Below are 16,211 nucleotides of genomic sequence, written 5' to 3'. Positions count from 1 at the left end.
AGAAATAAAAAAAGGAATATTGTGACACCAGCAATTAATCTATTAAAAAAAAATAAATGTGATTTTAAAATACATAAATATGAGCACGATTCTGATTGTACAAATTTTGGAGATGAGGCAGTTGAAAAACTAGGATTAGATGCAAATCAAGTATATAAAACTTTACTTGTAGAATTAACTCCAAAAGAGTTAGTTGTTTGTGTTTTACCTGTTGCAAACCAACTAAGTCTTAAAGAAGTAGCAACTATCTTTGGTGTAAAAAAAGCTGAAATGGCTTCAAAAGATGAAGCACAAAAAGTAACTGGATATTTACTTGGAGGAATTTCTCCTTTAGGACAAAAAAAACTTCTTAGAACAGTTTTAGATGAAAGCACAAAAAGTTTTGAAACTATTTTTATAAGTGGCGGAAAAAGAGGACTTGATATAGAAGTTAAACCAAAAGATTTAGAAGTTCTTTTAAAAGCAAAAATAGGTAAGATTACGGCATAGGGAAAATTTCTTATAGGCTTTATTCTTAAAGCCCTTTAGGTTTTGCTACTTTTATGGATTTTTTAAATCCTGTTAAAAAGTAGTTATTAAATGTATGGGTTCCTTTTAAATTGGAACCATTTAAAAGGAGTATGTCATGAGTAAAAATAAAGGTGAACCAACTTTAGAAAAAATTGATGATTATAATGGAAATGAATCAAAACAAAAAAGAAATGTTATAAGACTAGTAATAGTTTTACTTTTAGTATTTGGTGCAGTTCTTACATATCTTAATCAACCAACACAAAATGAACTAAAAAAAGTGGAAGAGAAAACAGCAATTCCTGCTAAATAACTACTTCCATCTCCAATATCTTAGAAAAGTATATTTTACTTTATGAATAGTAGTAAATATCTTTTCTAAGCTCATACTTTTTCCAATTATTATCAATATAACTGAGATTAAAATTAAAGATATTCCAATTGATATTTGAAGAGTAAATTTTTCATCAAAAATTGTAACACCGATTAAAACAGCAGTAAGTGGTTCAAATGCCCCAACAATAGCAGTTGGAGTTGAACCAATAATTTGGATAGCTTTTGCTAAAAAAATCAAAGATAATATTGTAGGAACAATTGCTAACATCAAAGCATATAACCACATATTAGTTGTTGTTAAAAGTTCTATAGACTTTGAACTATCAAAAAGAGAGTAGATAAATATCGTTAAAGTACAAAATATAGATACATAAAAAGTAAGTTTTATTGAAGACATAAATATTGATGATTTGTTTGAAACTACGATATAAATGGCATAAAATAATGCTGAAAATAAAACTATCATTACACCAATAAAGTTTAGTTTTATATCTCCACCTTTATATAATAAAGCTATTCCTACAAGTGCTAAAAATATAGATATAGCAGTCATTAGTGATATTCTTTCTTTGAAAAAGATTGCTAAAATAATAGCAACAAATACAGGAAAAACAAAAAGAATCGTACAAGCAATTCCTGCATCCATATATAAAAAACTACTATATAAAGCTAAAGCAGATATTCCAAATAAAACTCCTAAGATGGCTAATATAAAGATTTCTCTTTTTGTAACATAAAAAGATTTTTTTTGAAATACCATCAATAAACCAAGAAGAATTGAGGCTAAAAAGAATCGATAAAATATAATACTATTTGTATTTAATCCTTCTTCATATAGAAATAAAGCACCTAAAGGATTTGTCCCATAACAAATTGCTGAGATAATACCAAATAAGATACCTTTTAATTTTTCATTCATTTTAATACTTTGTCTAAATTTTTTGCAATTCTATAACAATATAGCTTATTTGAGTGTTTAAGTGGCTTTTTTATATACTTCTGCAAAAAATTAAGGATTTATTATGATGAAAAAAAGTCTTTTAGCTTTTTCAGCTGTTAGTTTATTATCTTCTATATATGCAAATGATTTTGATACAAAAGTTTATGTTGGAGCAACTTCAGGGAAACTTGATGGAGAAAGATACAATCAATTTGGAGTTGGTTATACAGCAAATACAAAATTTGATAATGATATTTTACTTGGATTTGGAAATAGTGTTTATTATGGAGAAGTAACAAGTAATAGAAGTGCTACAACTGTTGATTTAGATTTAAGAGTTGGTTATGAGTTGTTAAGAGACTTAACAGCTTACGCAATAGGTACAGGTGTTTATCAATATTATGATAATAGTTCAGCAACTGGACTTGGATATGGTGGTTCTTTAGAATATAAATTTACAAGAAATTTTGCGTTAGAAGGAACATATAAAACTGTAGATATGGAACATAATTCACATAAATATGATTATGATACTACAAACTTAGCAGTGAAGTTCAGCTATTAAAAGCTGAACTTTATTTTAGGTTTGTAAAATTCTGAGCAGGTCTTCCTATATGCCAACCTTGGTAGTAATCAATTTTTAAAGTATCTAAAACTTCTATAATCTCTTCATTTTCTACAAATTCTGCAATAGTTTGAATATTTAACTCTTTTGCCAATGTTATCATACTACTTACAAATGCTTTGTCTTTTTCGTCATTATTTATATTTATAATAAAATCACCATCAATTTTTAGATAATCAATAGGGAATTTTTTTACATAGTGGAATGATGAAAAACCTGCTCCAAAGTCATCTATTGCAAATTTGAAACCTTCTGATTTTAAGTTATGAACAAATTTTTCTAATAGAGTAAAGTTTTTAACAGTCTCTCTTTCTGTTATTTCAAATACGATTTTTTCTTTATTAATATCATATTTTTTTGCAAATTCATTTATTTTATCTATAAAGTTACCGATGATAAGCGATTTTGGAGATAAATTGATAAATAAAAGACCACTATATAAACTATCTTGAATTTTTTGGAAAGCTTTTTCTATAACCATTAAATCCATTATGTTAATTAATCCTTTAGATTCAGCAATTTCTATAAACTCAAAAGCAGAAATGATTTTGTCATCTTGATGAATTCTCATTAAAAGTTCATGTATAACAATATTACTATCTTTTGAAGATGGTTTTATTGGTTGGAAATATGGTTCTATTTTATTATTTTCAATAGCTTTTAAAAGTAGAGCAGTTTTTTCTTGTTTTAGTTTTAAAATATCTGAAATATCATTTTTTGTTGGTATTTTAATAGCATTTTTACCTTCTTCTTTTGCTTGATACATCATAGAATCAGCGATGATAAACATATCTTTTTGAGAAGTTGTATGTGTTGGATAAACACAAATTCCAATAGAAATAGTAATTCCAATATTTGAACCATCTGGAGCAACTATTTTTTCTGTTGCCATTTTTTTTGAAATTCTATTTGCAACTATCATTGCCTCTTTTTCTGTACATTCTGGAAGTATTATTGTAAATTCATCCCCTCCATATCTAGCAACTATATCTTCATCTCTTTTCTCTTTTTTTAGAGTAGTTGCAACAGTTTGAAGTAAAGTATCTCCAAAAGAGTGCCCAAAGTTATCATTTATAGGTTTAAAGTTATCACAATCAATAACCATTAATGCAAAAGAGTAGTTATGTCTTTGAGCTCTTTTTATCTCATATCTCATCATATCATTAAATACTCTTTGATTAAATAAGTCAGTTAATGGATCTCTTGCTGCATAGTATTCTAAATCTTGAGTATATTTATTTATAGCTTTTACAGAACCAACTAAGTTTGCCATTGTTGTTAAAATTGATTCAACAATTATATGTCTTATTGGATCATCAGAGAATACTGATTGTAAACCAATACCTACAATTCCTCCAATTTTTGGACTATCTAAGAATAGCGATTTAGTCTTATATTCAAAACAATCTTCATTTAAAAAAGATAAATTTGCATTTTTATTTGCAATAATATGTTTAATTTTAAAATCAGTTAATCCTTGGAAATAATCAGACTCTTTAATAGTTTTATTGATATATTTATCAAACATATGAAGTTGTGTTTCACTTGGTGTTGCAAGCCAGAAAACATCTACTTCAAATTGATCTTCTGAAACTCTAAAGATAGTTACTAAAGCGTAAGTTTCCATGATTTTATTTATTTCAAGTAATAAATCACTAATATATTCTCGCCAATCTTTTACTACATCAGAAGTTATTATGAATTTATCTAAAAGTTTTACTTCAAATTCTAATAACTCTTTATCAACAGCTATATTTTTGAGTCTTTCTGCCATTAAGTCAACATTTTTAATGATTTCATTAAATTCATTGAAGTATAAATCCAAATCTTTTGAATTAAATTCTTTAAAATCTTGAATAGAGTTTATGCTTTCAACTTTACCATGGAATAACTCTAAATTATCTGTGATTTTTTTAGTTGTATATCTTGATGAGATAAAAGCTAAAATATAAAAAATTGGAATAATCACTAAGAAAAATGCAATAAATTGATATTTTGTTTCCTCAAAAATAGAGTTTAAATTTTGTTTAACTTCTATAACTCCTAAAACATCACCTTCATTTACATTTGTATGACAAGCTTTACAGTCCGTTGTTGCTTTTAGTGGTAAAATATTTCTTACGATATTGTCTTTAAAATTATCAAATTTTTCAATTTTTCCATTTAAAACATCAACTAAAGTTATATCTTTTTCTTTTTCTTTAATCTCTCCATAAATAGCTTTTACTTTATCTGCTCTATAAATATTTATTTCGTAATTACTTCCTTGAAAATTATCATCCAAAGAGCTTGTAAAAAGCATAACATCATCTCTACTCCAACCTTTTTTCATAACTTGATACATAGATGAGAAAAGTTGATTTGATATAGCTTGAGCTTGAACTAATGCTTCTTTTTTAGCTAAAGATGTATGTAAATATGTCGTAAATACAAAACATATTAGAAATACAGCAGATACTAAAATAATTTGTCTTGAAAAAATATAATTCTTAAAAGTTTTTTTCATAAAGAGCCTTGTGTGATTTGTGATTTATAATGATAACTTATTTAAGATTAAATAGATTAAAAGCGAAAGCTTTTAATCTTGAGGAGTGTTGATCATCCAGATTGAGAAAATATCTAAATAATTCCAAAAAGATTGTTTTAAATCTTCTGGCATTTCAATATTTTCTAAAACTTTAATATATGATTGAAGCCAAACAAGTCTAGCTTTAGGAGTAATTTTAAATGGTTGATGCCGACCTACCATCATTGGATTTCCTCTATTTTGATTAAAATAATCAGGTCCACCACAGATTTGTATAAAAAAATCTGCTGAATGTTGTTTTGCTAAAGCAAAAGCCTCTTCATTTTTTGGAAATAAATCTTTAATTTCGCTTGTTTTTAAAATATCGTAATGTTCTGATATTAATTTTCTCATTCCTTCTTCACCTAAAAATTCTAAAACCTTAGGGTCAGGCTTTGTAACAGGAGGTCTTACTCCAAATTGTGCTTGTGTAATATTATAATTCATTTTATTAACCTTTTATATATGTAAAAATTTGACTACTATAATACAATATTACAGTTAAAAAATGTTTAGTATGATAAAATGCTACCACTTGAATTTTAGGATTTTTATGTATCAAAAACTAGATAATATCGAAGAGTGTTATAGTTGTGGTTTATTTATTGAAAAAGATAAACGAACAAAATTATCTCAAAGATGTCCTAGATGCAATAGTAAATTATCAGTAGATAAAGAGTCTTCTTTTGACTCTTTGTATTATGCTATTTCAGCTCTTTTGTTATTTGTTATTTTAAATATTTATCCAATAATTACTTTAAATATTTCAGATAATGAACTAAAAACAACTTTAATAGGAGCTGTTGTTGCTTTAATAGAACAAGAGTTTTTTCTAATAGGAGCTGTTGTATTTTTTACTATTTTATTTGCACCTGTATTAAACTCTTTTGTTATTATTTTTGTGTATATTCAAAGAAAATTAAAAATAAAAATCTTTTCAAAAACTTTACTTTATGATAGTTTTTATTTTTTTAAGCATTGGGGATTTATAGAAGTTTTTATCATAAGTATTATTGTAACTTATATAAAACTAATAGGAATGGTATCAACAACAAAGTTTGATATAGGATTTTATGTGATGTTGATTTATATTTTTTGTTTTTATATGTCAAATAAAAAATTTAATGCAAAAAGTATTTTTGGAGAATAAATGGTTTTAATCTCTTGTAAAAACTGTCATAAAGTTTATGAAAAAGAGGATTATAGTGAATTTATTTGTACAAGGTGTAAGCATAAAGTTACAAAAAGAGTAACAAACTCTTTTCAAACATCATTTGCTTTACTTATTTGTGCAATTTTATTATATATTCCAGCGATGATTTATCCAATTATGGAAATAACTCAATTTGGAGTTGATGTTCAAAGTACTATTTTACAAGGGGTTATTAGCTTTTTAGAGATGAAAAGTTATTTTATAGCAATTGTGATTTTTACTGCAAGTATTGTGATTCCTTTGATAAAACTAGTTGGATTACTTTTTATTTTTATATCTTTAAAAACAGATGTAAAAATGGAAAATAAAACAAAGATTTTGATATACAAGTTTATTGAAGCTATTGGGAAATGGTCAATGATAGATATTTATGTAGTTGCAATTTTATCTTCAACAGTGCAACTTGATGAGATTTTTAATATAAAAGGTGGGATTGCTGCAACATCTTTTGGATTGATGGTTATTTTAACAATGATGGCAGCAAACAGATTTGATACAAGGATAATTTGGGATGGGAAATGATATAGAAAAAGCAGTAGTTTATAAACCAAAATTAGTAGAAAAAAATAAACTTTCATTTATTTGGATTTTACCTTTAATAATTCTAGGGGTTTTAGGTTGGATTGCTTACGAATCTTATGCAAAAAAAGGTACAAATATTACAGTTGTATTTAAAAGTGCAGAAGGATTAAAAGAGAATATTACACCTTTGGAATATAAAGGTTTACAACTTGGAAAAGTAACAAAAATCTCAATGCACGAAGATTTACAAAGTGTAAAAGTAAATATTTTAGTAAATAATGATGTAGCAAGATATGTTGCAAATGAAGGCTCAAAATTTTGGATAAAAAAACCAACTATCTCTTTGACAAAAATTTCTGGACTAAATACTTTGATAAGTGGTTACAAAATTGAACTTTCACCTAGATTTAAAACTCAAGATGACTATAATAAAGGTGCTTATCAAGACTATTTTGAAGGATTGGATACTCAACCAAATGATGAATGGGAACTAAATGGTTACTATATAAATCTGATTGCTTCAAATGATAAAGATAACATAGAAGTAGGAACACCTATATTTTACAATAAGTTTCAAATTGGAGAGATTGTAGCAAAAGAGTTTAGATATGAAAAAGTATTTTTAAGTGCATATATTTATGATAAATTTAACTATTTGGTAAATAAAAGTTCAAAATTTGTTATGAATGAAGCTTTAAAAGTAAACTATGGAGCAAGTGGACTAAATATCGAACTTGGTTCTTTATATTCTGCACTTGTTGGTGGAATTACTGTAATAACTTCAAATAAAGATGATGCAAAAATAGAAAATAGTGATATATATGAAGTTTATGCAAGCAAAGATGACTTAAAAAATAAAGAGTATTTTACTATTAATTTTACTGATGTAAGTGGTATAGAAGCAAATACACCTATTATGTTTAAAGGAATAGAAATAGGTAAAGTATTGGAAGTGAATTTAAATAAAGACGTTTTAACTACAAAAGCTTTTGTTTATGGCGAATATAAATATATTTTGACAGATAAAACTAGATTTTTTGTCGAAGAACCTACTATTTCACTTGATGGAGTAAAAAATCTAGGAAATATTATAAAAGGAAATTTTATTTCACTTGATTATAAAAATGGTGAGTTTTCAAATACTTTTAATGCAATAAATAAAAAAGATTTAAACAAAAGTTATAACACAATAAAACTAGAACTTCTAAGCGAAAACTTAAATTCTATCTCTTTAAACTCAAAAGTATTTTATAAAAATATTGTAATAGGGCGAGTTGATAATTATGCTTTGACTCCTGATTTAAAAAATGTAAAAATCACAGTTTTAATAGATAGCAAATATAAAGATTTATTAAATGACTACAATCTTTTTTATGATATGAGTTCAAAAATTGTTGAAATAAAAAGTATGAATCTGAATATAAATTATAGTGGAGTTGAACCACTTTTAAATGGAGCAATTGGTTTAATTGCAGATAAAAGAGGCGATGCAGAACTTACAAAAAAAGAGTTTAAATTATATAACTCTTATAAAGAAGTTGAAAGACTAAAAAGATTTTATAATACAGGATTTACTATTGAAGCCTCTTTTGATAATAGTTTTGAAATAAAACAAGATATGGCAATTGTTTATAAAAATCAAGAAATAGGTTTTGTAAAAGATATAAAATTTGATGATAAAAAATCAAAAGTAAATCTTTTTATCTATTCTCCATTTAAAAAATATATTACAGATAAAAGTAGATTTTATAAAAAAGGAGTTGTTGATTTTAAAGCTAGTCTTAGTGGAGTTTTATTTGAAGTTGATAACTTCACTTCATTAATCGATGGTTCAATTCATCTTGATACAACTTCAGCTCAATCTTTTGAGAAATTTGAAATATATGGAAATGAAGATGAGATGAAAAACTCAACAAATAGCCTAACAATAGTTTTTGATGATGTTGAAGGTTTACAAGAAAATTTTTCACAATTAACTTATAAAGGTGTAAATGTTGGAAAAGTTAAAAAAATCTCTTTAAATTCTAAACAACAAATAGAAGTAAAAGCACTAATTTATGATGATTTTGCCTCTTTTGCGAAAGAAGGAACAGTTTTTTACTTGAAAAAACCACGAATCTCTTTACAAGAGGTTGCAAATGTAGGTTCAACAATAATGGCAGTAAATATTGGAGTTATAAAAAGTGAAAGTTCAAATATTCAAACAGTTTTTAAAGGAACGCAAAATCAACCATCAGTCGAAAAATCTCATTTAGGAACAGTTTATAAAGTAGAAGATGCAACAGCTTCAAGTGTAAATGTCGATGCGCCAGTTTATTATAAAAATGTTCAAATTGGAAAAGTAAGTAAAATAGACTTAAGTGAAGATGGTTCTAAAGTTGTAGTTGATTGTTTGATTTTTGATAAATATACAAAACTAATCAGAAAAAATTCAGAGTTTTATGACATAAGTGGATTTGAGATGAAATTCTCTATTTTAACAGGTTCAAAAATAGAATCAAATACTTTTACAAGTTTATTAAAAGGTGGATTAGTGGTTGTTACTCCTTACGAATATTCGCAATTAGCAGATCCTGGAGAAAAGTTCACTTTGGTAAAAACTTTAAGAGATGATTGGAAAAGTATAAGTCCAAGTATTAAGTAAAAAATATAGGAAATAATTAAAATGAAACCTAATGATTTAAATAGTTATGAAGAGTTAAATTTGATTGCTTTTGATTATGCAAGAGCAGGGAAAACGCAAGATTTAAAACTATTATTAAATACTGGAATGTCTGTTGACCTTTGTGATTATAAAGGTAATACTTTATTGATGTTGGCTTCATATAATGGAAATATCGAAACTGTAAAACTTTTAATAGATAATAAAGCACAAGTAGATAAAAAGAATAATAAAGGACAAACTCCTCTTGGTGGAGTTTGTTTTAAAGGTAATTTCGAGATTGTAAAGTTATTAGTTGAAAATGGTGCAAATATCCATGAAAATAATGGCTTTGGATTGACTCCTTTTGCTTTTGCTGTAATATTTGGAAATACTGATATTGTAGAGTATTTTAATGAACAAGATAAAAATAAAAGCTTTAAATCAAAAGTTTATTTATCTTTTTCAAAGTTTATAAAAAGATTTAAAAAATAGGAGTTTTATATCCTATTTTATATAATTTTCTTTTTTATCAACTGTATCTAACTCTTGACCAATCTCTTGGTATCTTTTGAAGTAATATTTTACAAATGAGTTTATAGTTTCATCATTTGGCATAAAGTATTTTTCAGTTTTTGTAGCATAGTTATTTAAAAATAAAGTTGCATCTTTTTTATCTAAATAGTGTTTCGCAAGTGCAGTATAGTTTGTGATATACCAAGCTTTTAAGGCTTCAAATTTTGCATCACTTATATCTATAGATAATTTTTTATTTTCATTATCCCAAGTTAAAACACCACTTTCAAAAAGTCCATTTAAGTGGATTAACCCTTCGCAATAGTATGGTTGAACTTCATCAACTTCCATCCAACCAATCAATCCTACACTTCGTTTTACAAGGTCAATTAAAACTTGCTCTTTTAGGTGAAGTTCGTCTGTATCTTCGTCCAATAAATATGAGATTAAACCACCTGTTGTTGCTTTGAACTCTTCGATATTTTTGAAATTCCCAGTTTTATTCATAACTGATTCTGTTTGCTCATCACACCATAAAATATGTCCATATTCATGCCCAATAGTACTAATATCATAAACTTGATGCCAAGATGTTGTTTCATTAAATAAAAACATTCTATCACGAGTAAGAAGTTCTTGCCCAAATATTTCTTGGCTTAGTTTTAAAAATGGTTTAGCACGGCTAGTTTGTAAAATCTCATCACTAAATGCAAAGATTTTTTTACCTTCTTCTAAAGATACAACTTCATCATTTGGTACAACTTGAGCTGAAAATAGTCCATTGAACTCTGCTCCAAAAAATAGTGCTGGTCGTCCCACATAAAGTTGCACTTTATCAAGTGATTTGAAGCTAAAATCATAGATTTTTTTATAACTATCATTTGGCTCAAAACTTGAATATATTTTTGAAAATGCTGATTTGATTTTATTTACTCTATGGTCATTTTGTGCAAATTTTGGATTTGTAAGTCTAATATCCCATTCAAGTGCAACAGCTTTTCTAAAGTGGTCTTCATAGTATTCTAAAGGATGTCCTATTTGAATTGGAGTTTTTATTTTCATCCAAGCTCTATCCACATCTGCCCATTTTGAAACCAATTCATTTGTTCTATCTTCACTAAAGGCTTTAATCAGTGCTTGAATATATAAAACATAATCCCATTTTTGGTTGTAGATTTCATCTTCAAGTTCGATTAGTTTATCTGCAAACTCTTCAAGTGCATCTACAACTTCAGTTGTCTCTTTTTTGAAAGCTTTTATATATGCTAAAGATTTGTATTTGTCAGCATCTTTTACTAAAGCAGAATAACATCTATCAGCAGTGATTCCACCATGTCCTAAATCAAAAAGTTTTTCATCTTCAAGATATTTCATAATTTTTGCTTCATCACCTTCAAACTTGGCAACCAACTCTTTATTTATTCCATTTATAATATGAGCTGTCCAAGAAGTTTGCCATGCGCTCATTTGAAGTCCTACATTATAAACTCCAATAAATACTTCTCTATAAAATGGAGTTAATAACTTGTTTTCAACGATAAAATCAATAAATTTTGTATGAATATCGTGCCAATACTCTTTTACAAATTGGTATGCTTTTTCTTGCAGTTCTATGATTTCTTTTTCATTTTTTTCAAGCTTTTTTAGAACTTGCACTAAACTATCATCTCTTAGATTTACAAGTCTAGTAACAAGTGCAAATCTTAAATCACTATTCATTTCAAGATTTAAAGATTTTGCAAAATCATCAATAAGAGTTAGTTTATCAAACTCTTCATTTTCTAAAAATTTTATTAGTTCATTTGTTTTTGTTTTTTGGTCATTTAAAAAATCATATATTTTTTGTAAGTCATTTAAAAATTGTTCTTTTGTCATTATAAAAATCCTTATTTTTTGTAAGAGAGTATTTTATCGAATTTAGAATTATAAAGATTGAAAAATAGGTTTATAAAAGTTAAATATAGCAGTAAAAACTGCTATATTTTTTATTTTTTGATATCAAATCTATCAAGATTCATAACTTTTGTCCAAGCATTTATAAAATCTTGTACAAATTTTTCTTTTGAATCTTCTTGTGCATAAACTTCAGAAACTGCTCTTAATTGTGAGTTAGAACCAAATAGTAAGTCAACTCTACTTGCAGAGTATTTCATAGAGCCACTTTGTCTATCTTTCCCTACAAAACTATCTTCTTCTTGTGTTGTTGGATACCAAGCAGTTTTCATATCAAGCAGATTTACAAAGAAATCATTACTTAAAACTCCAACATTTGAAGTAAATACTCCTAAATCACTATTTGCATAATTAGCTCCTAAAACTCTCATTCCTCCAACCAATACAATCATTTCAGGAATTGTCAAAGATAGTAATTGTGCTTTATCAATCAACAACTCTTCAGTACTTAAAGTGTATTTTGCTTTTGAATAGTTTCTAAAACCATCTGCTATTGGCTCAAGATGTGAAAATGATTCTACATGTGTTTGCTCTTGTGTTGCATCAGCTCTTCCAGCTGTAAAAGGAACTTTTATATTAAATCCAGCATCTTTTGCTGCTTTTTCAACTGCTGCACAGCCTCCTAAAACTATCAAATCTGCAAGTGAAACTTTTTTATTTGAATTAGAAGAGTTAAATTCACCTTTGATAGTTTCTAAAATTTTTAAACTTTCATCCAAATTTAAATAGCTATTTGATTCCCAACTTCTTTGAGGTTCAAGTGCAATTCTAGCACCATTTGCTCCACCTCTTTTATCAGAATCTCTATATGTACTAGCACTTGCCCATGCTAAAGATACAAGTTTTGAAACTCCTAATGAAGAACTTAATAATTTTTCTTTTAAAATTTCTATATCTTTTTCATCTATTATTTCATAATTTATTGGAGGAATTGGGTCTTGCCAAATCAAATCTTCTTTTGGAATTTCAGGCCCTATATATTTTGATTTTGGTCCTAAATCTCTATGCGTTAGTTTAAACCAAGCTCTTGCAAAGGCATCTGCAAATTCTTGTGGATTTTCATGGAATCTTTTTGAGATTTTTGCATAAATTGGATCCATTTTCATAGCCATATCAGCTGTTGTCATAATAGTTGTAACTTTTTTAGTTTTATCATGAGCAGCAGGTGCAAGATGTTCTTCTTTAGGATTTTTAGGAATCCATTGCCAAGCACCTGCTGGTGATTTTGTAAGTTCCCAGTCATAACTTAATAAAATATCAAAATATTCATTGTCCCATCTTGTTGGATTTGCTGTCCAAGAACCTTCAATTCCGCTTGTGATTGTATCATCACCCTTACCGCTTAAAAATTTACTAAGCCATCCAAGACCTTGTGCAACTAATCCCTCAGCTTCTGGTTCAGCTCCAACATTAGCTGCATCTCCTGCACCATGACATTTTCCAAAAGTGTGACCACCAGCAGTAAGTGCAACTGTTTCTTCGTCATCCATAGCCATTCTAGCAAATGTTTCTCTTATGTCAATTCCTGATTTTATAGGGTCTGGAACTCCATCTGGACCTTCTGGATTTACATAAATAAGTCCCATTTGTACTGCTGCAAGTGGATTTTCTAAATCTCTATCTCCACTATATCTACTATTTTCTTTATCGCTAGTTGCAAGCCATTGAGCCTCTTTTCCCCAGTAAATATCCTCTTCAGGTTCCCAAACATCAACTCTTCCACCTGAAAAACCGAAAGTTTTTAATCCCATAGATTCTAAAGCAACATTTCCTGCTAATATCATCAAATCAGCCCAAGAAATTTTATTTCCATATTTTTGTTTTATTGGCCATAAAAGTCTTCTTGCTTTATCCAAGTTTGCATTATCAGGCCACGAGTTAAGTGGAGCTAATCTTTGACTTCCTGTACTTGCTCCTCCTCTTCCATCACCTGTTCTATATGTTCCTGCACTATGCCAAGCCATTCTTATAAAAAGTGGACCATAGTGTCCATAATCAGCAGGCCACCAATCTTGTGAATCAGTCATTAATGCAGTTAAATCAGCTTTTAAAGCATCATAATCAAGTTTAGAAAACTCTTTTGCATAATCAAAATCACTTCCAAGTGGATTAACTTTATTTGAGTGTTGAGATAAAATCTTTAAGTTTAATTGATTTGGCCACCAATCTTTGTTCGATGTACCACCATTTCTTACCATTGGATTAGTTGTTCCAAATCCCATAGGACATTTACCAGCCATATTCTCTCCTTTTGATATTTAGTAAATACGATAAGACAATCTTACACAGAAAAACTTAAAAGTATATAAAAATTATTATAGGATAATTATTATCCTATATGATATTATTTAGCACTCAATATATAAAAGTGCTAAATTTATAAAAAACTTTAGCTAACTTTTATAAAGTTATCACTAAAATTCTTTTTTAGAAATTTAAATTTTATAGGAGAATTAGTATGGCAAAACATCAATTCCAAACAGAAGTAGGACAATTATTACATTTAATGACACACTCTTTATATTCAAATAAAGAGATTTTTATAAGAGAACTTGTATCAAATGCGAGTGATGCTATTGATAAATTAAACTATTTAAGATTAACAGATGAAAATTTAAAAGATAAATATGCGCAGTGGAAGGGTGAGATAAATATCTCTTTTGATGAAAAAGATAAATCTTTAAGCATTATAGATAATGGTATTGGTATGAATGAAGCTGATTTGATAGCTTCTATTGGAACTATTGCAAAATCTGGAACAAAATCATTTGTTGAAGCTTTAACGGGTGATGCAAAAAAAGATTCAAATCTTATTGGTCAATTTGGAGTAGGGTTTTATTCAGTTTTTATGGTTGCAGATAAAGTAGATGTTATCTCTAAAAAAGCTGGAGAAGAACAAGCTTATAAGTGGTCATCAACTGGAACAGGAGAGTTTGATTTAACTCCTTGTACAAAAGAGTCAAATGGTACAGTTATTTATATCAAACTAAAAGATGAAGAAGCAGGAGAATTTGCTTCAAAATATAGAATAAAAAATATTGTAGAAAAATATTCAAATCATATAGCTTATCCAATTTTCTTAAATTATGATGAAGAAGTAAGTGAAGCTTTAAGCGAAGAAGATGAAAAAGCTGGTAAAAAACCAGAGAAAAAAATTGAAAGAAAACATGAGCAAATAAATGCTGCAACAGCACTTTGGATGCAACCAAAAGCAAAATTAAAAGAGCAAGATTATAATGATTTTTATAAATCAATTTCTCACGATAGTTCAGATCCGATGCTTACAATTCATACAAAAACAGAAGGTGTAAACGAATATACAACTCTATTTTACATCCCAAAAATTGCACCTATGGATATGTATAGAGCAGATTTCCAAAGTGGTGTTAAACTATATGTTAAAAGAGTATTTATCACTGATGATGAAAAAGAGTTATTACCAACTTATTTAAGATTTGTAAGAGGTATTATTGATTCTGAAGATTTACCTTTAAATGTTTCAAGAGAGATTTTACAAGAAAATAGAATCTTAGCAAATATCAAACAAGGAAGCGTTAAAAAAATTCTTGCTGAAATCAAAAAACTTTCTAAAGATGAAGAAAAATATGCGGAGTTTGTAGCTCAATATATCAGACCTTTAAAAGAGGGTGTATATCAAGACTATACAAATAAAGAAGCTATTTTAGAGTTATTAAGATACAAATCATCAAAAACTGAAGCTGGAAAAATGACTTCATTAGAAGCGTATAAAGAAAGAGCGAATAGTGAACAAAAAGCTATTTATTATATCGTTGGAGAAAATGAAAAAGTATTAAGAAACTCTCCACTTTTAGAGTCATATAAGAAAAATGATATTGAAGTTTTAATCTTAGATGATAAAGAGATAGATGAGATTATCACTCCTGCAATTGGTGCATTTAAAGAGTGGGAATTTAAAGATATTACAGCAATTGAACCTCCAAAAGTAGAACAAAGTGAAGAAGAGAAAAAAGAAGTTGAAGAAAAATTCCAAGACATACTTTCAAAAATCAAAGATAAATTAGGTGATGCAGTAAAAGATGTAAAAGTTACAAGTAGACTTAGTGAATCTCCATCTTGCGTAGTAAAAGATGCAGCAGATGCTCAAATGGCAGCGATGGCTCATATGTTTAGAGCAATGGGACAAGCTATGCCAGAAAGTGCTCCAATCTTAGAAATCAACCCAGAGCATGAAATCGTAAAAAAACTAAATGGTTGTGCAGATGAAGCAACAATCGAAGATGTTTCTTGGATTTTACTAGACCAAGCAAAACTAAGTGAAGGTATGGAAATTACTGATACTGTAGCTTTTGCTCAAAGATTATCAAGAATTACTGCTAAAGCTTTATAAAATAAAAGAACTATTTGCAC

General features: G+C 27.7%; 13 protein-coding genes. 8 read left to right on the top strand and 5 right to left on the bottom strand.

The annotated features are described in order from the left end of the window. Positions 1-21 precede the first annotated feature (21 nt). Together ybaK and CKV87_RS07785 are read left to right on the top strand one after the other, a co-directional pair. On the top strand, positions 22-489 hold the full coding sequence (gene ybaK / locus CKV87_RS07790) for a Cys-tRNA(Pro) deacylase (RefSeq protein ID WP_004509789.1): 468 nt from the start codon (positions 22-24) through the stop codon (positions 487-489). 136 nt (positions 490-625) lie between these two features. Beyond that, positions 626-823 carry a hypothetical protein gene (locus CKV87_RS07785; RefSeq protein WP_004509788.1) on the top strand — a complete coding sequence of 66 codons (198 nt, stop codon included), beginning with the start codon at positions 626-628 and terminating at the stop codon, positions 821-823. Here the strand turns inward: CKV87_RS07785 and CKV87_RS07780 are convergent, their stop codons facing one another. Continuing rightward, entirely contained in the window at positions 824-1,765 is a 942-nt protein-coding gene (locus CKV87_RS07780; RefSeq protein WP_012013187.1) for a DMT family transporter, read from the bottom strand. It lies immediately after the preceding gene. 103 nt (positions 1,766-1,868) lie between these two features. On the opposite strand from CKV87_RS07780, the gene CKV87_RS07775 reads away from it, so the two are divergent. Continuing rightward, positions 1,869-2,351: an outer membrane beta-barrel protein gene (locus CKV87_RS07775; protein ID WP_004509786.1), complete on the top strand. Its 483-nt coding sequence runs from the start codon at positions 1,869-1,871 to the stop codon at positions 2,349-2,351. Positions 2,352-2,361: 10 nt separating this feature from the next. Here CKV87_RS07775 and CKV87_RS07770 read toward each other — a convergent pair whose 3' ends face one another. Further along, positions 2,362-4,917, bottom strand: a complete 2,556-nt coding sequence (locus CKV87_RS07770; protein WP_012013186.1) for a putative bifunctional diguanylate cyclase/phosphodiesterase — start codon at positions 4,915-4,917, stop codon at positions 2,362-2,364. 72 nt (positions 4,918-4,989) lie between these two features. After that, on the bottom strand, positions 4,990-5,424 hold the full coding sequence (locus CKV87_RS07765) for a globin domain-containing protein (RefSeq protein WP_012013185.1): 435 nt from the start codon (positions 5,422-5,424) through the stop codon (positions 4,990-4,992). A gap of 106 nt (positions 5,425-5,530) precedes the next feature. Between CKV87_RS07765 and CKV87_RS07760 the strand changes: the two genes are divergently transcribed. Genes CKV87_RS07760 through CKV87_RS07745 form a run of 4 tightly spaced genes read left to right on the top strand, consistent with a single transcriptional unit; the run spans position 5,531 to position 9,848 of the window. Further along, positions 5,531-6,127 (top strand): paraquat-inducible protein A, encoded by a 597-nt coding sequence (locus CKV87_RS07760; RefSeq protein ID WP_004509783.1) that lies wholly within the window; start codon positions 5,531-5,533, stop codon positions 6,125-6,127. Beyond that, the gene (locus CKV87_RS07755) at positions 6,128-6,712 is read left to right on the top strand and encodes a paraquat-inducible protein A (protein WP_041644962.1); all 585 of its coding nucleotides are present in this window, start codon (positions 6,128-6,130) and stop codon (positions 6,710-6,712) included. Continuing rightward, on the top strand, positions 6,702-9,356 hold the full coding sequence (locus tag CKV87_RS07750) for an MlaD family protein (protein WP_012013184.1): 2,655 nt from the start codon (positions 6,702-6,704) through the stop codon (positions 9,354-9,356). The genes CKV87_RS07755 and CKV87_RS07750 overlap by 11 nt, the downstream gene beginning before the upstream one ends. A 21-nt stretch (positions 9,357-9,377) precedes the next feature. Next, positions 9,378-9,848: an ankyrin repeat domain-containing protein gene (locus CKV87_RS07745; protein WP_012013183.1), complete on the top strand. Its 471-nt coding sequence runs from the start codon at positions 9,378-9,380 to the stop codon at positions 9,846-9,848. Positions 9,849-9,860: 12 nt separating this feature from the next. Here CKV87_RS07745 and ciaB read toward each other — a convergent pair whose 3' ends face one another. Beyond that, complete coding sequence (ciaB, locus tag CKV87_RS07740; protein WP_012013182.1) at positions 9,861-11,744, bottom strand: invasion protein CiaB; 1,884 nt, start codon at positions 11,742-11,744, stop codon at positions 9,861-9,863. Positions 11,745-11,854: 110 nt separating this feature from the next. Then, the gene (gene katG, locus CKV87_RS07735) at positions 11,855-14,062 is read right to left on the bottom strand and encodes a catalase/peroxidase HPI (RefSeq protein WP_012013181.1); all 2,208 of its coding nucleotides are present in this window, start codon (positions 14,060-14,062) and stop codon (positions 11,855-11,857) included. A gap of 218 nt (positions 14,063-14,280) precedes the next feature. On the opposite strand from katG, the gene htpG reads away from it, so the two are divergent. Continuing rightward, positions 14,281-16,191, top strand: a complete 1,911-nt coding sequence (gene htpG, locus CKV87_RS07730) for a molecular chaperone HtpG (protein ID WP_012013180.1) — start codon at positions 14,281-14,283, stop codon at positions 16,189-16,191. Positions 16,192-16,211: the final 20 nt, after the last annotated feature.

It is taken from the genome of Aliarcobacter butzleri, from assembly GCF_900187115.1.
GTDB classification, from domain to species: domain Bacteria; phylum Campylobacterota; class Campylobacteria; order Campylobacterales; family Arcobacteraceae; genus Aliarcobacter; species Aliarcobacter butzleri.
This window is presented reverse-complemented; position numbering and strand designations above follow the sequence as displayed.